Below are 22,121 nucleotides of genomic sequence, written 5' to 3' on the forward strand. Positions count from 1 at the left end.
TCGTTACTACAGTGAATGTTTGGACTTCCAGCCGCTGTTGTCTCCAGATTTCTTTATTTTTACCGCTGTCGGCGGATGAAATCCGGAGACAAAGGCGGCCGCTGACGCTCTTCCAGTTCCAAAATTCCCTTTCGTCACTACCACCTCGAGGTTGTTATTTAGTTCAGAGTCTATATAGTTTTCCTTTGGAAAACTTTCGGGCGAACGCTGCCGCTTTTCCACAATCGTTCCGTCCTCTCCGCTGCTTTCAGCAGAAAAGGTTTCTACAATCCTCTTAAAAAGCTTGACCACAACCCACTGAAGCATTCCACTATGGATCAAAAACGAAAACCAGCCCTTCTCCAATACACTCGGAGATCGGCTGGTTTTTTAGCTTTTACAGCTTTGAAGTGCAAAGGTTGCTCATTCGCACATCTACTTTTGAGACAGCCCCTCTAATAAAGGAAGTTTCGGAATTACGCTGCTCTCTGATACGCCGCCTATGGGCCACAACCTCATCGCAGCCTCGCGGCCCACGCTTTCCTTAAACAGTTCAATTAATTTGGCACTCGTAATCTCTTCCGAATAGTTCAAGCGGACAATTTCTTGTGCTTTCTCCCCCATAGCTTCACGGCTCTTATCATCCTCCAGCAGCTTCTGCAGAGAAGCCGCAAGGCCAAGCGGATCAAGGTTTTCCACCAGCAGTCCATTTACTCCGTCTTGGACCAGCCCTCTTACACCCATAACATTAAAAGCCACCGTTGGAAGTCCGCATGCGCTGGCCTCCAGTATAACCAAAGGCAATCCTTCATAACGTGATGGGAGTACGAATAATTCTGAAGCATTGTAATAGTTGGCCAGGGTCTCCTTGTCCCGTATGGAGCCGAGCAAAATGACTCTATCCTCCAACCCCTTTTGTACGATTAACTCTTTTAAGCTCTGCTCGTCCGGTCCACCGCCGGCGATTAATATCTTAAGACGAGGAAACCTCTTCAGATGCTCTGCCGCCTCCACCAACAGGGAATGGCCTTTCTGATGTTCAAACAAACGGCCCACGGTGATGATATACCGGGTCTCCGGATCGAGTCCGAGTGCAGCCCGGGCTTTTTTCTTATCCCTTAAGTAAAAGATTGCTGAATTCACGAAGTTTGGCACAAGCTTTATCCGTTCTGCCATATCCGGGAATTGTGCAACCATATTGCGGTGTTCGTCCTCATTCAGAGTGGTAAGAAATGAAGCTTTATGCAGCGTACGCTTTTTGATCGGCATAATCCATTTATGAATACTGCCCCCGTGATAGGCGGCAATGATTGGTATATTCAGCTGCTTGGCAGTAAGTGCCAGGCGTTCAAATCGGCCGGAAGCATATTCCTGAGCGTAGATCAGGTCAATTCCATCTTCCCTCAAAATATCAACAAGATTATTCTGTATCGTGGACACATACTGCGAGACATACTTCCCGATAGGTGTCCGATGTGAAAAGGGAATGGCGCAATAAGCCTTATAAGGCTTGCTCACCGGTATAAATTTAATCGTACAATCCACCACCCCATGCCGGTAAGTCCGAACCTGATCACCCTTCTGCGTAAAATTGTAAATTGTCGTACGGATTCCACTTTTGTTCAAGAGTCTTGCATAATCGAAGGAAAAATCGTTGTGATAGGAATTTACATACTCCTCTTCACTAAGACCTAATCCTTTAACGAAAAAGTCTTCAAAGTAATTGGTGTGCATAAAAATGCCAATGTGCATACGGACCCTCCTTTACTCAAACGGGATGGATTTTGGATATTTGTTTTCATTATAAACGTTGCATCCTTGATTAAAAGTAAACGAAAGTGGTATATACGTCCTACTTTTGAGGGAGTAAAATTAAGGCAAGAAGAAGTGTGGTTCTTTTACCTTATATTTCAACCATAAACCCGTATTTAAAACAATCAACCGAGTGGGCAGTAGCACCACTTCAAAATATAGAGGGAGGCAGCGGCATGCATGATCTATCCATAGTCATTCCAACGCGAAATCGTATTGACGATCTCACATTATGTATACAATCCATTGGGAAGCAGATCAAGCTTACGAATATATCTATTGAACTACTTATCGTTGATGATGGTGATATTCCTGAAGGCTTACTGAACTATTACCGGGCCATCCTTGCCGGACTGCCGAACGCGGAGTTGCGATACTATAGAAAAACCAAACCCGGCGTGTGGTTGTCCCGTTACGAAGCGCTTGGGCTGATCGACGGAGAAATTCTGCTAACCTTTGATGACGATGCGGAGCTCGATGATCCGGAGTACATTCGGCATATGCTGGAGACCTATGCGATGGATCCTGCCATTGTCGGAGTTGGCGGTATCGCTAAAGGCCTTACCAGCAGTTCTACGGGCAAGCTGCTCGGCAGGTTAACTTGCCAAATGTCCAGCTCTCCAGGCAGGCTATCGGCGAGTACGCTCGCAGGATCCCTGCTTTTATGGGGAGAAACCAAGGACATCTTCGAGACTGACTTTTTCCATGGCTGCAACATGTCGTTCCGACGCTCAGCTCTTCAGGATATGAAACCCTACCCATGGATGACCAGTTATGCCGTTGCTGATGATATTTATATGTGTCATCTGGCGAGCCATTACGGGAAGCTTGTGATTAATCCCAATATGAAAATCACTCACCATGAATCTCCTAGCTCCCGTGATAAAGCTGGACGAGTTGCCCGGGCCACCGCTGTTAATCATTATTATTTACTCAATTTACGCAAGGCTCCTATAAAGAACTACGCCGCACTGCTATGGACATTGACATACTTAACTGTAAAAGAAACATTGAAGCAGAACTTCAATGCCGTAAAGGGGTATATTTCCGGCATTCTATTCGTCCTCAATCCGCGGAAAAATAAATATAACGAGTATATGCTGGACTAGTAAAATCCCTATCCTATTTGTACTTTACAGATCCGCTCCGAACTTCAGGAGCGGATTTTTATTGTCCAAATTTTCATGAATAGGAGTATCCAGCTTATCCTCATCTGGGGTATGATAGTAATGATGTGATCAGAAACTAACTTTATGGATGGTGAAACATGTTTAAGAACAAAAAAACGACGCTTATTCTAGCCGCTATCGTGATCATCATTGCAGTAGCAGTCGGTGCTTGGATGCTTCTTAACAACAAGGAAAATGAGAATACACAAGCCTCGAATGATGGGCAGAATGTTACGCAGGTATCCACAGACGGCGGAACGAGATCGATGTCCCAGACGTTCTACATTTACGATACGGTGGTTAATATTAAAGTTTTTGGTGACACCGTAGCGCAGAAAAATATGGATGATATCCTTCATTTGCTGGAGAGATTGGACATTGCGCTTAGCCGTACCAAAGAAGGTGGCGAGGTGTATGCCGTGAATCAGGCGGCCGGTAAAGAAGCGGTTGTTGTCTCTGACGATACTCTGGATGTGGTTAAGCAATCCCTGAAGTATGCAGAGGAAATGAATGGACTGTTCGATCCGACCATTGGTCCTCTTGTGGATCTTTGGAATATCGGAAGCGGTGGCGAGAAAGTTCCTCCGCAAGCTGACATTGATAAAACCAAAGCTCTCACTAACTATAAAAATGTGATTATTGATGAAGCTGCCAAGACTGTAAAACTGACGCAAGAAGGCATGGTGCTTGATTTAGGCGGGATCGGCAAAGGATATGCAGCTGACCGGGTAGCTGACTATTTGAAGGCTGAAGGCTTGGACAGTGCCATGATTAACCTAGGCGGCAGCAGTATTATTGCCCTCGGTACTAAACCAGACGGCGCCCCGTGGAATATTGGACTCCAAGATCCGGATCAAAGCCGCGGAACCCAGCTGGGAACCATCAAAGTCAGCGATGAGGTTATCGATGCTTCCGGTGTTTATGAACGCTTTTTCATTCAGGATGAGGTTCGTTACCACCATATTCTTGATCCGCGTACAGGCTTCCCGTCACAGAACGGACTGAAAAGTATCACGATTATGAGTCCTAATGCTACGGATGCGGATGCCTTGTCTACGGGTGTTTTCCTAATGGGTCTGGAAGAAGGTATGAAATATCTCGAGTCACTTCCTGAAGCAATCGAGGCTTTCTTCATTACGGATGACAACAAGATTTACGCTACATCGGGAATTAGAGAGAGGTTGCAGCTAACCGATCCTACGTATAGTTTTGGTAATTAATTTATAACAAACCTTGGAATAATAAGATGAACTTAAGATATTAACCTAAGGCTCAGGTGTCACTACCGTGAAGATTTGGACTTTCGGCCGCTGTTGTATCCAGATTTCTTTGAATTAACCCGCTTTTCGCGGTTGAAATCCGGATACAGCTTATGCTTTCGAAGCGAGCTTTCCTACGGAAAGCTTTCGGGCGGTCGCTATCGCTCCTACAGTTCCAAACTTCTCTTTCGTTCCTTTTCGCTTTTTGTTATTTTCTTTTGTTCAGCTTATATAGCAAAAAAGTCTATCCCAAAGCCCTGTAAAGGGTAGGGATAGACTTTTTGATTTGCCCATATATAGTGTGATTATTTAGTTTATAAAATAGGAAGTTCCTTGAACTCATCATAGGTGGTAAAGGTATAACTTGGCACATGGTCTGTAAGCGGCTGTCTGTCTCTAGGGTTGTACCAACACACCTTCCAGCCTGCCTCCAGAGCCCCAACCACATCGTTGCCCCAGGTATCCCCAATATACAGGCAATGCTCAGGCGTAGTTTCTGTCTTCCTGTTAACGTAAGCAAAGATTTCCGGGTCCGGTTTGGCAATCCCAACAGCATCAGAGATAAAGATCCGGTCTTCGGGAATAAGCTTATCTACACCCAAGGCGCGAATTTTCTTCATTTGGTGATCTTCCGGGCCGTTGGTAATAATCCCTACCGTATGACCGCCGGAAATGAATCTCTGTAGCTGTGGAAGTACTCCGTCTATCAGCTTGATTTTATATTGACGGTCGATGTAAGCAGCCTGTACCTCTGCTGCCATCTCCCGATTTAAATCCAATCCAAACTCGGCAAAAGCCAGCTCCATCCGCAGTAGCCGCGTTTCCTCAAGTTCAAGCTCTCCCTGCAAATATTTAGGCCAGAGCAAATCGCTATGATGCCTTACTCTATGAAATAAATCCGCTATGTTCACAGCATTCTCGGTAAGCCCCAGCACTTCCCGCACCCCGTCTCGAAAGGGCACCAAATGATTGTAAAGGGTATCATCCAAATCAAAAAAAATAGCCAGCTTAGTAGTCTTTTGCACGTAGTTGCCCCTTTATCCTTAAAAGTAAAGATTATAACTGTAAAAATCACAATCTCTCACGTATCCGCTTGCTTCATATAGACGCTGTGCACCCGTATTTTCTGTCATGGTTGCCAGAGATAAGCCTTTGGCTCCCGTCGTCACCGCCCATTCGCGGGCAGCTTCCAACAGTAGAGATCCGACACCGTTGCCGCGCGACGAAGTTGTTACAAACAGGTCGTTGAGTATCCATACACGCTGCATAGATACGGAAGAGAATGACGGATAGAGCTGTGTGAAGCCTGCAGCACGTTTACCCTCTGAATTTTCTTCCACTGCTATAAAAATAGTACTTTCGTTCAAATTCAGCCGTGCTGACAGAAAATCTCGCGCAGCCTCAGTATCGGATGGTTGACCATAAAATACCCGGTATTCGTCAAAAAGCGGAACGACCAGCTCTATATTCTCCAGACTTACGCGTTCAATTTGAAATCTCTGCATCGGTTAGGCCTCACTTTATTATTTTTTGGAATCGTAAAAGACATGACGGGCACTGATTTGCCTATTCTCTATATCCATTAATCCAAAAGAATACAGCTTCTCACGCCGTTTATCAGTGGGTGAGCCTGGGTTGAACAATAGGATTCCCTTCTCGTTCCTCATTAAAGGCTGATGAGAGTGTCCAAATAAGATGCAATCCACCTGTTCATCGGAAAAAGCCTTCAAGGCATTCCCATCGGTTCCCTTACCAGAGTACGGGGTATGCCCGTGGACCATTCCTATACGCAGTCCGTCAAGCTGAATGATTTTGCGTTCCCCAAACCGTTGTATGATTTCCTGTCCGTCATTGTTCCCGGCAATCCCTTCTACCGGAGCTAACATTGCCAGCTGTTCATAAATTTCCATGTCCACCCAATCACCTAGATGCAGAATTAGATCAACCTTCCGGAATTCCTCCGTAAGTGCCTGCGGCAGGGCTTTCGACATTCTCGTCATGTGTGTATCCGATACGACTCCTACTCTCAAGACGTCAGCTCCTCACTGCTTATTTGTACTTATGCCAATCCTGACTGCTATTCTTCAATAGATGTTCAAAATCATTCTCCAGCCGCTTCTGCTCTGCTATCCGCTTATCCTCTACGGCTTTGCGAGCGAGCTCTTTGCGGTTGTTCTCCTCTGCCTTCAATTCGTCACTCTGTGCCTTAAGCTTGCCCAGAACTTCGCTGCTCAGCAAATCTTTCAATGTAGCCGGACCCTCAGCAGCAGGGGTTCGAGGTGCACTTGGTGTTTTCTTCTTTTTAGCCACGATTCATTCCTCCTTGGCCTGGTATTGTATTATAATTTACGGCCGATAATGACCAGATCACGCTCGATACCATCCAGTTCGGCTACCCCGGGCAGCACTCCCCATTGGGTAAAACCGAACTTTTGCAGCAGCCGCAAGCTAGGTTCGTTATGTCCGAATACAAAGCCCACAAGATTCTTCAGACCAAGCCGCGGGCTTTCCTCCAGCGCCTTGCTTAACAGGATGCTGCCGGCTCCGCTACCACGGAAATTCTCACTTACATAAATACTGATCTCTGCAGTCCCGTTATAGGCAGGTCTGCCATAGAACGACTGAAAACTAAGCCACGCTGCGATTTCCCCGTCCATCTTCAATACCCATAACGGCCGATGATGGCTATTGTGCTCATGATACCAGTTCTCTCTGTCCTTCACACTAATGGGTTCCAGATCTGCAGTTACTACCCGACCTGCTATGGTAGAGTTATAAATATCTACAATTGCCGTTAAATCTTCCAATGCTGCGTCTTCAATACTACTATGCTGCCACTCCATAACCTCTATTCCTCCATCAGCCGACCGCGATTTAGATAAACATCTGCGGAGCATTATTCTATTGTCCAAGTTAATTCATTGTTGCCGGTCAGTCAAATGCAATCTGCATCACTCTAGTCCAACCTGTTCTTCGCTCCAACTCCACAGCCGTCCTGCCTCCTGCATGTTCTCTGCTCTGGCAGACAGCTCCTTAACTTTACGCCGGTAAAAATACTGACCCGTTACTTCAGCAAGCTCGGGTGCGGTAGCCAGGTAAATCGCCGTATCTGCTCCCTGCGCGGGTGTTAAAAAGAAAAAGGACAGCAACTTCAAGACAGATTGTCCAAAACCCGTTTCTCGATTCACACCGATATTGGTACCCACCGCCCCCGGATGCACGCAATTTACGGTGACACCCGTCCCTTTCAGTCGGACCGCCAGCTCTTTGGTAAACAGAATATTCGCCAACTTGGACCTTGCATAGGCCTTAGCTGGATTATAGCCGCGGGAAAGAGTCGGATCCTTATAATGAAGGGCTCCAATCTTGTACGCGCCGGAGGCCACTACTACAATTCGCCCTTGTTCAGCTCTTGTCAGGGGTTCAAGCAGTAGATTGGTCAGTAGAAAGTGACCCAAATGATTAACACCCAGATCCAACTCGAAGCCGTCTGCTGTAAGCTGGCGTTTGACGGAGACAACCCCGGCATTATTGATAAGGATATCCAGCACACTATAGTTGTCCGTGAATTCCTTCACGAAGCTGCGGATGCTCTCTAAGGACGCCAGATCACAAAGCATCAGTTCGATATCTCCGCTTCCGCTCTGCTGCCTGGCCTGAGCTAGTGCTTCTTCTCCACGCTTACGACTGCGGCAAGCCATTATTACTGTAGCACCCCTGCGTGCCAGATCTACCGTCGTAGCTAGCCCCATCCCGGAGTTGCCTCCGGTTACAATCACGATTTTCCCCTTCATAAGGAAACCCACTCTCTAGACATAATCGGTCCAATTTCTTAGTAGCGCTGGCCTTTTATGATCATATATTCTAAGATCATGTTACAACATTTAGCAGTATGTAGAAAACATTAAGTTAAGTAAACAGCAAAGTAGGGGCTGTCCCATAAGCCATGAAATGGCTGCTTGGGACCGCCCCGCTGTTTTTGAGTCGGATTGACTTGTGTACGTGGTGTGGACGCTCCGCGAACAGACCGTTGCTCCAATCGCTGTGCTCTCCAGATTTTATTTATTTCCCTTAGCGGTAAAAATCCGGAGACCAAGGCGACCGCTATCGCTTTTCCGCAATCAGTCCGTCCTCTCCGCTGCTTTGAGCAGAAAAAGTTTCTACAATCTTCTTTAAAATCACAAAAAGAAATCGCCCTTTTGGTAAAATGGAGGTACCACCCAACCATTCAAAAGGAGCGATTTCTTTGTACATTCAATATACCACTTGAACTCGGGGAGTCTTCTGAGTGGAACAGCGAGAAACTCGAACTAGCAGCGCAGAAGCTTGAAGCCCAGCTATTGGAAAAACCCAAAGACAAGCCCCTGAAAAAAGCCGTTCGGAAGATTCGCAAGGATTTGCTGCCTAGGCTACTGAAGTATGAGCAGTACCAAATACTGCTTGGCGACCGGAACAGCTTTAGCAAGACCGACCCGGACGCGACCTTCATGCGGATGAAGGAAGACCACATGCGGAATGGTCAACTCAAACCGGGTTACAATGTACAGATTGGAACCGAAAACCAATTTATTTTGGCCTACAGCCTACACCCAAGACCTACCGATACCCGTTGTTTACAGCCGCACCTGGAAAAGGCAAGGCAGATCCTAGGAAAACTTCCTGGGACGGTAGTTGCGGATACAGGCTACGGCAGTGAAGAAAACTACGCCTATCTGAAAAAGGAAGAGATTCCGGCGGTAGTGAAATACGGCAGCTACCCTAAAGAAAAGAGCAAAGCATGGAAAGAGAATGTCGGAAAGATTGAGAACTGGACCTATGACAAAGCCAAAGATACGTGGATATGCCCCACCGGACAAACGCTGCATTTCCGCAAGGAAAGTAAGGAGCTCTTGGAGAGTGGATATGAAATTGGAAAACGTCATTACCGCAGCTTAAGTTGCGACGGTTGCCCGCTGAAGGAACGCTGTACTAAGGCAACAGGAAATCGGGAAGTGGTTGTAAGTCTGGAACGACTGCGGTACCAGAAGCAAGCTCGGGCAATCTTGCAAAGCGAGGAAGGCTACGCTTTGGCCGTACGTCGAATGACAGAACCGGAAAGTGTGTTTGGACAACTGAAGAATAACCGGGGCTTCCGGCGGTTTCTGCTTCGCGGCTTGGAAAAAGTGACGCTTGAAGTCGGGTGGCTTTCCCTTGCCCACAATCTATTAAAGCAAGCTGCAAATGACCAAAGACGCAGAGCAGCGATCCTCCAATAACAGGAGAATCGCTGCTCTGTTGACTTTTTGCGATTTTGAAAATGAAGAGGTTCTTTCTCCGCTCGTAAAAATCTACTTATGGGATAGCCTCCTCCGTTTTCAACAAAATCTATTGTCCAAAGCCTACGCGCGGACGTTCCCGTTCTTTCGTATCAAGGGTTATGGCTCGTATAGATGTAATTGGAATGTACAGCACCTGAAAATCGGTACGATACTTAACAAACTTCTCATCCATCTCTTCCAAAATGCCACCCTTAGCGCTAAATCCATCTAGAAAATTAACCGATACCTCTTTTCCCACTAATGCTGACAGCATATCTACCCGCTCCTCTGTCTACAATTTTGTAATAATTTTATCGATAATGCCATATTCCAGCGCTTCCTGAGGGGACATGAAGTAATCCCGATCCATGTCTTTCTGCACCTTTTCCGGAAGCTGACTCGTTCGTTCCGCTGTGATTTGGACCACCTTTTCCCTAACCTGCAAAATACGCTTGGCACTGATGGCAATATCGCTGGCCTGACCCTGTGCACCTCCATGCGGTTGATGGATCATGATCTCACTGTTAGGCAGCGCACTGCGCTTACCGGTCGCTCCTGCCAACAGCAGAAGTGAGGCAAAGGAGGCTGCAAAACCTGTGCAGATGGTATTCACCTGCGGCTTAATAATCTGCATTGTATCATAGATGCCGAAGCCGGCTGTAGTAGAACCTCCCGGGCTGTTGATATACATGTGGATTTCTTTATCAGGGTCCTCTGCGGCAAGGAACAACAACTGGGCAATAATACTGTTCGCCAATACATCATCGATGGCAGCCCCTACGAATACAATCCGGTCCTTCAGCAGTCTGGAATAGATGTCATAAGAACGCTCACCTTGACTCGTCTGTTCAATCACATAGGGAATAAAGCTCATATTTTATAACCTCCTTAAGTGGCCTTGTATTGATAACCTGTAAACGAATACGAAATCAGAAAGGATACGTAAACTGCCACAGGTATTTATTTTACAAAAGAGCGTATCTTTAACCACGCTTTATTCGTTTATATATAAGGTAGCAGCAGAAAACCATTCCAAATATAGAAAGGGATATGCGCTTATGATTATCCTTGACGACAATAGACCCGGCATTAGGTTGGATGATAATAGCTTACGGTCGTTACAGACAGCCTTAAACCGATACTGCCTGTCCCTGACCCACTCCGCTTGGGAGGCTGAAGATTTGGCTCAGGATACTTGGGTAAAGGCGTTGGAGGTCTTGAAGATGCCGGGGAATACAAATCCAGAAGCCATGCTGCTTCGTATTGCCAAAAACACTTGGATCGATGGAACACGGAGAAAAGCTATATTTTACAGAGTTCTAGAGCGTGTAAAGTCCAAGGCGACAGCCGCACCTGACAGCAACTCTTTTGAAACCGAAATCGTTATGCAGGCTTTAATCAAGCATTTGCCTCCGCTGCAAAGAACCGTTTTCCTGATGCGTGATGTACTGGGGTTCTCTGCAATGGAGACGTCTGAGAGGCTAAAAACTACGGAGGGTGCTGTTAAAGCGGCTTTGTTCCGGGCACGTCAGGCGATGCAATCGGTCAGGGAAGAGTTTGTGACGGATGGTCCTTCCCTCTCTGAAGACGAAGGGTTCAGGGCTTACTTAAAGGCACTTGCCCTCTCTTATGAAAAGGGGCAGCTTTCTACGTTGTTGGAGCTTGCTCTTCAGAATGATATCGAAAAAATCCGCATTCGCGCTGAGGTTAGAATGGCAGCTTAGATCAAAAGCCCCGAGAACTCCGATGCACTCTGCTACATTATGATTTATAATGTAACCATTGTGATTTTCAGCGTGAAGGAGAAAGGGGAATATATACCAATGAATGATGCTCTTAAAAGTCTGGAGCAGGGAATGGCGGGCAACGGACTTGACGCTATGCTTGTAACAGATCCTAAGCATGTTTATTATTTAACCGGCTTCGCCAGCAACCCGCATGAACGTTTTCTAGGACTACTGCTCGTACGTGGAGAGGAGCCTGTGCTGATCGTTCCGGCACTGGATGAAGAGGCGGCTCAATCGGCTTCTTCCGTTTCAAAGATTCTGACCCACAGTGATACGGATAATCCCTATGAACTTCTCTCCAAACAACTTAGCCAATCAAAGCTGGGTACGCTAGGCATCGAGAAAGAACATTTCTCCTTAGCCCGTTACGAGCTACTAAATGCAGCCGTACCCGTGGGTACTATCAGCGATATCGGTCCCCTGCTGCGCAGTATGCGAGCCAAAAAGACATCCGAAGAAGTAAACAAAATGAAGCATGCCGCTGAGCTTGTAGAGGAAGTCCTTCGCCGCGGTCTGAAACATGTTGCAACAGGGGTCAGTGAGATTGAGCTTGTAGCTGAGCTGGAATATCTGATGAAAAAGGTTGGCGCTTCCGGTCCTTCCTTTGACACGATGGTCCTCTCGGGTCCAAATACAGCTCTCCCCCACGGTGTGCCGGGCAGCCGTATCATACAGCCGGGTGATTTCATCATGTTCGACCTTGGTGTATATGCCGGAGGTTATGCTTCGGATATTACCCGCACCTTTGCTGTGGAAGAAGCTGACAGCAAGCTGGTCACTATCTATAATACGGTGCTGGCTGCGAATGAAGCAGGTATCGCCGCTTCCAAGACGGGAGCCACGTACGGATCCGTGGACCACGCGGCGCGGGAAGTAATCGAATCGGCAGGCTTCGGTCCCTACTTCATGCATCGTGTCGGTCACGGACTCGGTATGGACACCCACGAATACCCTTCTCTTCATGGTCTGAATGAAGACATAATAGAGAATGGCAATGTATTTACCGTTGAACCGGGTATCTATGTACCGGGACTTGGCGGTGTGCGTATCGAGGACGATGTGCTTGTAACTGAGGACGGCCCGCAGACACTCACCAGCTTCCCGAAAGAACTCACAATACTCCATCTATAATGGAGTCATAGCCCGGAATTTCCCCAAACGTCGGATCAAGGAACACGCCTTGATCCGACGTTTGGTTGTTCATATGAAATGAAATAACCTGATAAAGATTCCACACGCTAACTCGTACCCATAATCCTCTCATTGAATGTAAGATTGATTGAAAAAACAAGAATATATTCCTCATAAACATGATTTTTCTGAAATTTTCAATAAAATGCTACATATCTCCCTATTCAACCGCGGGTTAATTCTATAGAATAGTTATCAATCGTGTCGTCTATTTTGACATAAGATAAATGCGCCGCTACAGAAAAGGAGAGAAAAGTTATGTTTCGGATCAGGCATTCCATAAGTGGAAGGTTCACACGTTTATTGTTTATTGTTCTTTTACTCTCGTCACTGTTGTTAAGTATCAGCTTTTACTTTATATCCATCAGTACGTTTGACAGCTATGTGGTGCCGCAGATCGACAAATTGCTGACATCCTCTGCTCAGGATATCAATAAGAATCTCAACACTACATTTGCTCAGCAAGCCAGCAATAATAGTGAGTCGGCCGTGATGAATATTGAGTTTTATTTTAAGGACAAGAGAAAGCAATACGATCTGGAAACCATTTTCCTCGCAGATTTGAAGGATGGCAAAGCGACCGTTATCACCGCTGACCACGGCTCAAAGCTGAAAGCTAAGGAATCCATTCAAGTCCTGCCGGCCATGGAACAGGCTTCCAAAGGTAAAAACGGTCTAAGTACCATTTATAATGATAGTCATGGCGTACATAAAACATCGTTTACAGGAATACCGGGCAGCACGCTTGTAATGGGTGTTAGTGCGGATGTTAGCTTTATTAAAGAAAAAATGGACAGCATTCTTTGGACAAGCGCCGGCATTACGCTGCTGTCCATGATCATAGGCTTATCCTCCGCCATGTATATGAGCCGACGGATTACCAAACCGTTATCGCAGCTTGCTGCTTACAGTAATCGTCTGGCTGAAGGTGATTTCACAGAAGAACTAACGATTAAAGGAAAAGATGAGGTTGGGCAGCTCTCGGAAAGCTTCCAAGCTATGACTCAGCATCTCAAAGAGATGATCGGGCAGGTTCTGAATACCTCAGAAACTGTAGTTTCCGACTCGAATGATTTGATGGAGCGTGTGGATGTCCTGAACGATATGGCTGACCGTTCTTCATTATCTGTAGAGGAAATTGGTACGGGGAGCCGTGCGATCGCTAACAGCGCACTTGATAATTCCCGTGCGATGGAAGAGATTAATTTAGGTATTCAACATATTGCCTCCGCTGCCGGTGAAGTCACTGAACAAACGAATGAAGCCTCTTCAGAAGCGGAAGGCGGCAATGTGATTGCCCAAAGTGCGGTAGTACAAATGCGTCAAGTCGAGCTGGCTTCTGAACAAGGGGTAGCGCAATTCAGGGTGATGAACGAGCGCTCACAGAAGATCGGCGAGGTTGTACAAGGTATAGCAGAAATTACGAAACAGATTCAAATGCTGTCCTTAAATGCTTCCATTGAAGCAGCCCGCGCCGGGGAACACGGACGCGGCTTTGCCGTTGTAGCGGGTGAGGTTCGTAAGCTGTCTGAACAGTCTCGGAACGCTACCGAGCAAATCAGTGAATTCCTGCTAGGTCTGCAGGAAGATATGAACCGTTCTGCTGCAGAAATGAATCATCTGAACTCTGAGGTTGCTTCAGGTGTAGGTAAAGTAAGAGAAGCTGGTGATGCATTCAATCATCTGCTGGTCCTTATTCACAGTATTAGCAACAGCGTTCAATCTGTATCCGCTGCTACTCAAGAAATCTCCGCAGGTACGGAAGAGGTAAGTGCTTCTGTAGAGGAAACTGCTCAAATTACCTCCAAGTCTCAAGCGAGTGCAGGTACACTAACAGAGAACTATGCCCGTCAGCAAGCCGAGCTGGAGGGTCATGCACAAACCGTTGACCATCTGCATGAACAAGCCGTTAAGCTGCAGGAAGCGGTATTAAAGTTTAAGATCTAGGATACAAGATACAAAATACAAAATACAAAATGCAAAATGCAAAATACAAAAGGGCTATTTCTTAAGGGTCTGATTCAGACTCCTAGGAATAGCCCTTTTTTTGTGGTCTTCCATGTGCTACTGGATATTATGCTGAAGCAGCACGAGCAACAGCAACAGCACAGCTTCCAGCAGCTCGTTCAGCGCGCCATATATGTCGCCGGTGAGCCCGCCGAGCCGGCTGCAGACCCGGCGCGCAGCCAGGGTGCCGCAGATCCATGCGGCACCCGGAAGCAGCAGCACGGCCGCCAGCGGGAGCGGCCAGGCTGCTGTGCCGCCGAGCGCAGGCAGCGCACAGGCGGCAAGCGAGAGAAGCGCGGCGCTGAGCAGCGCGCGCTTCTCGTGCAGGGGCGGCAGGCCGGCGAAGCTGCCGGCCAGGCCTTCCCCGGCGCGGGCGAGCGGCCAGCGGCTCATCGCCCGCACCATGAACCAGCGGCTCCAGATCAACGGGAGCAGCAGCAGCGGCAGCTCGAACCAAGAGCTGCCTTCCAGTAGGGCGGCCAGCAGCGATACCTTCAGCAGGAGCAGTAGCACACAGGCCAGTACGCCCATTGCCCCTACCCGGCTGTCCTTCATAATTTCCAGCATACGCTCCCTCGGACGATAGCTGAGCAGCGCATCAGCACTGTCCATCCAACCGTCAAGGTGCAGACCTCCGGTGAGACCCACCCATAGAATGAGGGTGATCACCGCAGCGGGCAAAGGCGGCAGCAGAAGTGCAGCGGCTGCAGCACCCCCAGCAGTACAAAGACCAATCGCTGCACCCACCAGCGGATAATAAACAACACTGCGTTTCAACAACTCAGGGGAGAATCCGGGCTGGCTTCGTACCGGAAAACGCGATAAAAATTGAAAAGCCGCCGCTGCGGCATCCCTTCGCTCCCTCATATCAAGTACTCCCTGCTCTTTAGTTCTATCGCGATTCCGGCTGTAACCAGAAATACCTGGTCGGATTGACGGGCAATACGCTGGTTCAAACGCCCTGCCAGATCCCGGTAGAGCCGGCCCAGTGCATATTCGGGTACAATCCCGTTCCCTACTTCATTAGTGACCATAATAAGTGGTCCCGTAAAGGACATCACACTATGCTCCAGACGAGTTATTTCCTGCTCAATAACTTCCTGTCTATTCTCATCACTTTCAACAGATAAAAGAACATTGGACAACCAAAGGGTAAGACAGTCCACGAGTACCGCTTTATTCCCTGAAAGCCGATCCAGAAGTCCCGGCAAATCATAAGGCTCCTCAACCGTCTCCCAAGGATATTCCGCATCCGAACGCTGCTGCTGGTGCAGAGCAATCCGTTCCTTCATCTCCTGATCAAAAGCTTGAGCCGTCGCGATATATAGAGCCTTAACCGCTAGTGACATCGTCAACCGCTCGGCAAAACTGCTCTTCCCGCTGCGAGCACCCCCTGTTACTAGGAATCTCATTGATTTCCAATCTCCGCCCCGGATACTCCCGCACTTTCAAAAGTCGCCATTTCGTTCATGATATGGGATACGGCATCTATTAAATGCAGACACAGAGCCCCTCCGGTTCCCTCACCCAACCGCAATCCCAAATCCAGCAACGGTTCAAGTCCTAGTCGCTGCAGCATCAAGCGGTGCCCTTGCTCTCCAGAGACGTGGGATGAGATCATATAACTGATAGATTCAGGTGCTAATGCCCGCGCTACCAGTGCTGCTGCCCCGGAGATGAACCCGTCAAGCACAACCGGCACACGGTTGGCGGCGGCGCCCAGAATGACACCAGCCAATCCTGCAATCTCCAATCCTCCCACCTTGGATAACACATCGAGCGGATCAGCAGCATTGGGCTGATTAATATGTATCGCTTGGTTCACAACTCTGATTTTGTTACGCAGCTGGGCATCATCAATGCCCGTTCCCCTACCGACAGCCAGCTCAGGAGATACATTTTCAAAGGCACATAGAATCGCCGCGCTCGCTGTGGTATTCCCAATCCCCATCTCACCGGTGATGAACAGGTCCGTCCCATTCTGTACCGCTTCCTCGGCTACCTGCACACCGACCAGTAAAGCCTGAAGCGCTTCATCCCGACTCATTGCCGGTCCAACAGCCATATTATCTGTGCCCATTCGAACCTTCCGAGCGATAAGATCAGGGTGACTCAGTTCACCGTTGATGCCGATATCAACAAACTGTACTTCGGCATTGCCCTGACGGGCCAATACGTTCACTGCGGCTCCACCGGTCAGAAAATTAAACGCCATCTGCAACGTTACCTCCTGCGGAAAAGCGCTGACTCCCTCACTGCACACCCCGTGATCGGCAGCCATTACTACCACTGTCCGCTTAGTATAGGATGGTTTTACGGTAGACGAAATACCCGCAAGCTGGACAGCAAGAGCTTCCAGCCGCCCTAGACTTCCCGGCGGTTTCGTAAGGTTATTAAGATGAAGAACCGCTTGAAGTGAGGATTTCTCGTCGGGAGCCGTAATTCGACCCGTTATTTCATGAATAGCTGATTGCATAGCAATTCCTCCTGATTTTTAAGTAGTATTGGGATAATACTGGGGTAATTTATGAGCCACCAGCCAATAGGAAATACCCCACTCTAAGAAGAGGGGGCATACAGGTTATAGTTCACCTTTCCCTTAGCGGAGTCGGAACCAGCACTATGGAAGGTGCCTAATTCCAGTTTCTTCTATTAAGGATTATAGGTGAAATGCATACAGCTTACAATTATATTTATCTTATTAACTCTTACTACTTTTGTTACTCTAACTACTCTAACTAACCTAACTAAACTACTACTCTTACATTTGCATGCTCAAGCGATATGACCAAATTAGCTGGAATTTTTCCCATTATTTTGACGCTTAGACTCACAGGAGAAGATTTAGAGGGATTTTCTCCATCTAATATTGAGTTATTACTCCATTCTGAGCGTTTATAGAGAAGTTTAGTGAATATAGAGGGGATTTTTCCGTCTAAATCTTATTAAAGTGTTTTATTTCTTGAATTAGAGGGAGTTCTTCCCATTAAAGAAGTGAAAGCAGCCGCATAGCACAATTCACATCACCTCATTGGAATCATCCTGTACCCTTCATCCTCATCCTTCATCATACATCCACCCCACCAGCAGGCCCTCACATTATTCTAAATTATAGATTACTTACTGAGGTCATTCTTCTCGCCGGTAGCACCCTCATGAAACGTTCGATTCTATCCAGCGCTTCGGTTAATTTCTGTTGAGAAACGGCATAGCAGCAGCGGATATATCCTTCGCCTCCCGCTCCGAACACATGGCCCGGTACAGCAGCCACTCCCGCTTTATTGAGCAGTTGCAAGCTGAATTCTTCAGAACTCAGGCCGGTTCCAGCGATAGAAGGAAAAGCATAAAAGGCACCCTGAGGTTCATGGCAGGGCAGTCCAATCTCCCTCAACCCATTTATAAAAAAAGCTCTCCGCTGATTATAGCTAGCCTTCATCTCATCCTTCTCCGGGAGGCCGTTCCTTAAGGATTCAATCCCAGCAATTTGACCCAGAATCGGTGCGCACATCGCCGTATATTGATGAATTTTCAGCATCGCTGCCAGCAGCTCCCGATTGCCGCAGGCATAGCCGATTCTCCAGCCGGTCATAGCAAAGGCTTTTGAAAAACCGCTAATAACAATCGTACGCTCCTTCATCCCTGGCAGGGAAGCTATGCTGATATGCGTATGGTTGTAAGTAAGTTCAGCATATACTTCATCCGAGATGACGATCAGATTGTTAGCTTTGACAATCTCCGCAATCGGCAGCCAGTCTTCGTAGGTCATCACCGCACCTGTCGGGTTGTTCGGAAAGTTCATCATCAGAATCTTGGAGCGTGGAGTAATGGCCTTCTGTAAAGCCTTTGCCGTAAGCTTGAATCCCTCCCTCGCACCCGCTTCGACTTCAACAATAACGCCCCCGTTCAAATGGGTGATCGGAGAATAAGCAATGTAACTTGGAGCTGGAATAATTACCTCATCACCGGGAGATATAAAGGCCCGGAGAGCCAAATCCACAGCCTCACTGCTTCCTACCGTAACCATAACCTCATGGGCAGGCTCATAGCGGAGATGAAAGCTATTGTGCAGATATCGGGCGATTTCTTCCCTCAACTCGATTAAGCCTGCGTTCGGGGTATACCCCGTCTCACCGTTGTTCAGCGCACGAATACATGCCGCTCTGACATGTTCCGGCGTTACAAAATCAGGTTCGCCTACCCCTAGTGAAATCACATTTTCATTACCGGAACTGAGTTCAAAAAAAGCCCGGATCCCTGATGAGGGTATCTCCCGCACACGCGGGGAAATCCGATCACTCAGCATGCCCTCGCCCCCTTGATAGACTTCCTCTGTAATTAGACCACTCCGAACGCCTGCTTTCATGATTAGCACCTCTCATCCCATTAATTGCCGTGCAACCCTGCCAATACACGCGATTCCCTTGCGGATATCCTCGTCAGACACTCTGGAGAAGCCAAGCCGCATCGTATGCTGCCCCCCGCCATCTGTGAAGAAGATATCCCCCGCTGTAAAAATAACCCCCTGCTCGCGGCAAGCCTCCAGCAACACCCGTACATTAAAGCCCTGAGCAAAAGTAACAAAAAGATGCAGCCCTCCGTCCCCTGACAAGGTCGTAAAGGGCACATACTCTTTACAGCATTGCAAAGTTAACTCATATTTCCGTTTGTACTCCGAACGGGCTCTTTTGAGGTATTTTTCCAAATTCCCATTGTACAAATATTGATAAAGAATCGATTGATCCAATGTTGAGGTATGAATATTCTGGGCCCGCTTGATGCTTTCCAGATAATAAATTAGTTCCTGATCGGCCAGAATCCACCCTATACGCAGTCCGGGAAAAAGAACCTTGGAGAAGCTGCCAAGATATACGACACTGTTGCCCCCGCCTGCCGTTGCAATTAACGGAGCTACATGCGATCCTGAATAGCGTAACTCCTCGTTGAAGCCGTCCTCTATAACCGGTACTCCGTATTGATTCATCAGCTTCATAAGCCCTTGTCTTTTCTCAGGGGACATTACAATCCCGGTCGGATTATGATAAGAAGGGACAAAGTAGGCGCAATCGTAAGTGTCTTCCGATAACGCTTTTTCTAGCTGCCCTAAATGAATGCCGTCTCGTTCCATGGGGATTCCTGTTATCCCGAAGCCATGAAGCTTAAGATTCTTAATCGCAGTCTGGTGAGTCGGATTCTCGCATATGACCTTGCCGTTCTTCCGGCTTAACGCAGACAATACCAGATTAAAACCCTCCGTAAATCCGTTGGTAATTAAAATATCCTTACCCTTCATATTCACGCCTTTATGCTCCATATATTGCTGCAAGTACTCTATCAGAGGCTTATACCCTTTGGCATAACCGTAGTTAAGCAGAATGTTTCCCTCCACTGACATACGGTCCAGAAAGGCCCTCTTTACATTATCCAAGTCGAAAAGGCTCTCGTCGGGTGCAATGCTGGTGAAGGAAATGGTACCCTTTTCCGCACGGATGCCGCGCTTCATAATATCTAGCTCCTCGGCCAACCGCGCATGCCCGTTCATTCGGGATTTCCAATCGATGTTCCAGGAAGAAGCAGCTTCGCTGCCGGGTGAAGTAGAGACTGCATAACTCCCTTGTCCTTGAACTGTATAGGCGAAGCCGTCATCCTCTAGACCCGCGTAAGCAGAAATGACCGAATTACGACTAACCTTTAACAGTGTGGCGAGCTCTCGTGTTGAGGGGAGCTTCTGATTGTCCTGCAAGGCACCCTTTACTATAAGATTCTTCAAGTAATCCTTCACTTGGATATAGACCGGACGCCCGGCTACGAGCTTGAAATCTTTAAACATTAGAACATCGCCCCCACAGCTATCATGGCACAGACCGTCACGTAAAAAAAGAACCACCGCCTCGGATATTTCATCCGGCTGTGGTTCTTAGGGAGAGTTACCTATTATTGTTAATGGATAAGTGAACACAAGTTCAGTAGAATCCTAGAATTCCCTTTAATATGGTTAGCTTCAAAACACTTCACTCCGAGCATATCCCTCAGCAGCCCACTGTCCGTTACAGCCTGTAAGCTTTATCACCGTTACAGTCCCCGGCTGCGGAGCAGGAGCGTCCCGGAACGTGAGACCGGGTTGGGTTCTCGCCAAAAGTTGGCGGATGACACCACCGTGCGTCACAATAAGGACTCGCCGAAAGCATGGCTGAGTGAATGTTGATGTTACGCTCTCCTCTTCTGCGGCTTGAACAAGCTCCAATAGAAAGTTGTCTACTCGTTCTTCGAACTTCTTCCACGACTCACCGTTTGGCGGCGTAACCGCCTCGGGATCATCCAACCAGCTTCGATATAGGCTACTAATCTTCAACTGATCATAAGTTAGGCCTTCCCAATCCCCGAAGTTCATTTCACGCAGCCGATTGTCGTAGACTGCCACCTCCCTAAGAGCAGGCATTATGCAGGCTAGAGTCTGGCGGCATCTGGTTAAGTCACTGCTATATACGCGCCAAAAGTCTTCCAACCCTTCGGAATTCCCTTCTTGCTGTGCGAATTGCTCCATACTGCTAGGGAGCAACGGAAGATCTGTATGACCCAAATAACGTCGCTCTACATTCCATTGGGTGCTTCCATGACGGAGAAGTACCAGTTCAAGCATGTTAGGTTTCATAATATTTGTAATCAACCTCCGAATCCTATCCACGCTATGGCTGCGCACAAACCAACAAATACTGAGGAGCAGAGCAGCATCATGCGTGAGGTACGGATAATATCCTCCGGCTCTAGGGGGCGTGTCGGATCACCCATGTAGGCTCGGAAGGAACTTACACCGTGATACACATTCTCGCCTCCAAGACGGATACCAAGAGCTCCTGCTACGGCAGACTCTGGATAACCACTGTTAGGGCTGGGATGAAGACGGGCATCCCTCCTTATCGTTCGGAGGGATCTAACCCAATCGTACCGCAGAAGCCGGGAACATAATACGAGCAGCAGCGCCGTAATTCGTGCTGGAATCAGGTTAGCAACATCATCCAGGCGGGCGGATGCCCAACCTAAATCACGATACTTATCATTCTTGTAGCCAACCATCGAATCAAGCGTATTCACCGCTCGGTAGGCCATCGCTAGCGGTGCCCCGCCAAAGAGAGCGTAGAACAACGGCGAAGTGACAGCATCCACAATATTTTCCGCTACCGTCTCCACCGTACCTCGAACAATCTCCGGGCTGTCCAACTGCGTAGTATCGCGGCCTACAATCATCCCCACAGCTCGGCGGGCAGCTGGTAAATCTCCCTTACTCAGCTCCGTATAGACTGCCATCCCGGCATCCTTTAAGCCTTTGGAGGCAATCGTTGTAGAGATCAACCAGGCCTCGGCTGCCCACATGAGCCAAGGTGAAACCAAAGACAGCAGCCATAGCAGTATCGATGTTAGTACCCAAGCACCGCCCGCGACCGTTAGCGGAAGCAGGATTCCCGCTGTCCGTAGACTTCGCGGCCGGGAGACGAAGCGGCGAATGATCCGCTCAACAACCGTAATAGCTTTGCCCATCCCTATGACCGGATGGGGTAGGTTACGCGGGTCGCCTATCATTCGGTCAATTCCATAGGCCGCCAGCAAAATCAAGGCGAATATCAC

23 protein-coding genes and 1 pseudogene are annotated in these 22,121 nt (G+C 48.0%); 6 read left to right on the forward strand and 18 right to left on the reverse strand.

Translation table 11 applies throughout. The annotated features are described in order from the left end of the window. Nucleotides 1-6: 6 nt before the first annotated feature. A complete protein-coding gene (locus PWYN_RS05935) occupies nt 7-321 on the reverse strand; it encodes a hypothetical protein (RefSeq protein WP_157261093.1) in 315 nt (104 codons plus the stop codon). Between the two features lie 93 nt (nt 322-414). Continuing rightward, on the reverse strand, nt 415-1,731 hold the full coding sequence (locus PWYN_RS05940; protein ID WP_036649458.1) for a glycosyltransferase family 4 protein: 1,317 nt from the start codon (nt 1,729-1,731) through the stop codon (nt 415-417). A 236-nt stretch (nt 1,732-1,967) separates the two neighbouring features. Here PWYN_RS05940 and PWYN_RS05945 point away from each other — a divergent pair, with 236 nt between their 5' ends. Both PWYN_RS05945 and PWYN_RS05950 read left to right on the forward strand, forming a co-directional pair. Next, the gene (locus PWYN_RS05945; protein ID WP_036649460.1) at nt 1,968-2,900 is read left to right on the forward strand and encodes a glycosyltransferase family 2 protein; all 933 of its coding nucleotides are present in this window, start codon (nt 1,968-1,970) and stop codon (nt 2,898-2,900) included. Nucleotides 2,901-3,058: 158 nt separating this feature from the next. After that, entirely contained in the window at nt 3,059-4,180 is a 1,122-nt protein-coding gene (locus PWYN_RS05950) for an FAD:protein FMN transferase (RefSeq protein ID WP_036649461.1), read from the forward strand. 353 nt (nt 4,181-4,533) lie between these two features. On the opposite strand, the gene PWYN_RS05955 is transcribed toward PWYN_RS05950, so the two are convergent. From PWYN_RS05955 to PWYN_RS29570, 7 genes are all read right to left on the reverse strand, one after another. Then, nucleotides 4,534-5,244 (reverse strand): HAD family hydrolase, encoded by a 711-nt coding sequence (locus PWYN_RS05955; RefSeq protein WP_036649464.1) that lies wholly within the window; start codon nt 5,242-5,244, stop codon nt 4,534-4,536. A gap of 18 nt (nt 5,245-5,262) precedes the next feature. Further along, nucleotides 5,263-5,724: a GNAT family N-acetyltransferase gene (locus tag PWYN_RS05960; RefSeq protein WP_036649466.1), complete on the reverse strand. Its 462-nt coding sequence runs from the start codon at nt 5,722-5,724 to the stop codon at nt 5,263-5,265. A gap of 18 nt (nt 5,725-5,742) precedes the next feature. Next, a complete protein-coding gene (locus PWYN_RS05965) occupies nt 5,743-6,249 on the reverse strand; it encodes a metallophosphoesterase family protein (RefSeq protein ID WP_036649469.1) in 507 nt (168 codons plus the stop codon). 19 nt (nt 6,250-6,268) lie between these two features. After that, a complete protein-coding gene (locus PWYN_RS05970) occupies nt 6,269-6,529 on the reverse strand; it encodes a YqkE family protein (RefSeq protein WP_036649472.1) in 261 nt (86 codons plus the stop codon). Between the two features lie 29 nt (nt 6,530-6,558). Further along, nucleotides 6,559-7,062, reverse strand: coding sequence for a GNAT family N-acetyltransferase (locus PWYN_RS05975; RefSeq protein WP_036649473.1), 504 nt, complete (start codon nt 7,060-7,062; stop codon nt 6,559-6,561). A gap of 108 nt (nt 7,063-7,170) precedes the next feature. Continuing rightward, nucleotides 7,171-8,013: an SDR family oxidoreductase gene (locus tag PWYN_RS05980; protein WP_036649476.1), complete on the reverse strand. Its 843-nt coding sequence runs from the start codon at nt 8,011-8,013 to the stop codon at nt 7,171-7,173. A 310-nt stretch (nt 8,014-8,323) separates the two neighbouring features. After that, complete coding sequence (locus PWYN_RS29570) at nt 8,324-8,473, reverse strand: hypothetical protein (RefSeq protein ID WP_169744084.1); 150 nt, start codon at nt 8,471-8,473, stop codon at nt 8,324-8,326. A gap of 14 nt (nt 8,474-8,487) precedes the next feature. Here PWYN_RS29570 and PWYN_RS05985 point away from each other — a divergent pair. After that, nucleotides 8,488-9,474, forward strand: a pseudogene (locus PWYN_RS05985) (transposase); the annotation flags it as partial. 109 nt (nt 9,475-9,583) lie between these two features. Here the strand turns inward: PWYN_RS05985 and PWYN_RS05990 are convergent. Both PWYN_RS05990 and PWYN_RS05995 read right to left on the reverse strand, forming a co-directional pair. Then, nucleotides 9,584-9,790 (reverse strand): hypothetical protein, encoded by a 207-nt coding sequence (locus PWYN_RS05990; RefSeq protein WP_036649478.1) that lies wholly within the window; start codon nt 9,788-9,790, stop codon nt 9,584-9,586. A gap of 18 nt (nt 9,791-9,808) precedes the next feature. Continuing rightward, complete coding sequence (locus PWYN_RS05995; protein ID WP_036649480.1) at nt 9,809-10,390, reverse strand: ATP-dependent Clp protease proteolytic subunit; 582 nt, start codon at nt 10,388-10,390, stop codon at nt 9,809-9,811. A 184-nt stretch (nt 10,391-10,574) separates the two neighbouring features. Between PWYN_RS05995 and PWYN_RS06000 the strand changes: the two genes are divergently transcribed. From PWYN_RS06000 to PWYN_RS06010, 3 genes are all read left to right on the forward strand, one after another. Next, the gene (locus PWYN_RS06000; RefSeq protein ID WP_052087786.1) at nt 10,575-11,240 is read left to right on the forward strand and encodes an RNA polymerase sigma factor; all 666 of its coding nucleotides are present in this window, start codon (nt 10,575-10,577) and stop codon (nt 11,238-11,240) included. Between the two features lie 99 nt (nt 11,241-11,339). After that, complete coding sequence (locus PWYN_RS06005) at nt 11,340-12,434, forward strand: M24 family metallopeptidase (RefSeq protein WP_036649482.1); 1,095 nt, start codon at nt 11,340-11,342, stop codon at nt 12,432-12,434. A gap of 318 nt (nt 12,435-12,752) precedes the next feature. Beyond that, nucleotides 12,753-14,441, forward strand: coding sequence for a methyl-accepting chemotaxis protein (locus PWYN_RS06010; protein WP_036649484.1), 1,689 nt, complete (start codon nt 12,753-12,755; stop codon nt 14,439-14,441). 117 nt (nt 14,442-14,558) lie between these two features. Here the strand turns inward: PWYN_RS06010 and cobS are convergent, their stop codons facing one another. The 7 genes from cobS to cbiB all read right to left on the reverse strand — a co-directional run bounded on the left by cobS (nt 14,559) and on the right by cbiB (nt 22,121). Then, a complete protein-coding gene (cobS, locus tag PWYN_RS06015) occupies nt 14,559-15,368 on the reverse strand; it encodes an adenosylcobinamide-GDP ribazoletransferase (protein ID WP_036649487.1) in 810 nt (269 codons plus the stop codon). Beyond that, nucleotides 15,365-15,913 carry a bifunctional adenosylcobinamide kinase/adenosylcobinamide-phosphate guanylyltransferase gene (gene cobU / locus PWYN_RS06020; protein ID WP_036649490.1) on the reverse strand — a complete coding sequence of 183 codons (549 nt, stop codon included), beginning with the start codon at nt 15,911-15,913 and terminating at the stop codon, nt 15,365-15,367. Before cobU ends, cobS begins: the two co-directional genes overlap by 4 nt. Next, entirely contained in the window at nt 15,910-16,977 is a 1,068-nt protein-coding gene (gene cobT / locus PWYN_RS06025; RefSeq protein ID WP_036649491.1) for a nicotinate-nucleotide--dimethylbenzimidazole phosphoribosyltransferase, read from the reverse strand. Before cobT ends, cobU begins: the two co-directional genes overlap by 4 nt. 633 nt (nt 16,978-17,610) lie before the next feature. Continuing rightward, complete coding sequence (locus PWYN_RS06030) at nt 17,611-18,804, reverse strand: aminotransferase class I/II-fold pyridoxal phosphate-dependent enzyme (protein ID WP_036653383.1); 1,194 nt, start codon at nt 18,802-18,804, stop codon at nt 17,611-17,613. Nucleotides 18,805-18,876: 72 nt separating this feature from the next. Next, nucleotides 18,877-20,328, reverse strand: a complete 1,452-nt coding sequence (locus PWYN_RS06035) for an aminotransferase-like domain-containing protein (RefSeq protein WP_036649494.1) — start codon at nt 20,326-20,328, stop codon at nt 18,877-18,879. A gap of 171 nt (nt 20,329-20,499) precedes the next feature. After that, nucleotides 20,500-21,150 carry a histidine phosphatase family protein gene (locus PWYN_RS06040; RefSeq protein WP_052087787.1) on the reverse strand — a complete coding sequence of 217 codons (651 nt, stop codon included), beginning with the start codon at nt 21,148-21,150 and terminating at the stop codon, nt 20,500-20,502. Between the two features lie 11 nt (nt 21,151-21,161). Next, a complete protein-coding gene (gene cbiB / locus PWYN_RS06045; RefSeq protein ID WP_036649496.1) occupies nt 21,162-22,121 on the reverse strand; it encodes an adenosylcobinamide-phosphate synthase CbiB in 960 nt (319 codons plus the stop codon).

Origin of the sequence: Paenibacillus wynnii (genome assembly GCF_000757885.1) — a bacterium.
Taxonomy (GTDB): domain Bacteria; phylum Bacillota; class Bacilli; order Paenibacillales; family Paenibacillaceae; genus Paenibacillus_AQ; species Paenibacillus_AQ wynnii.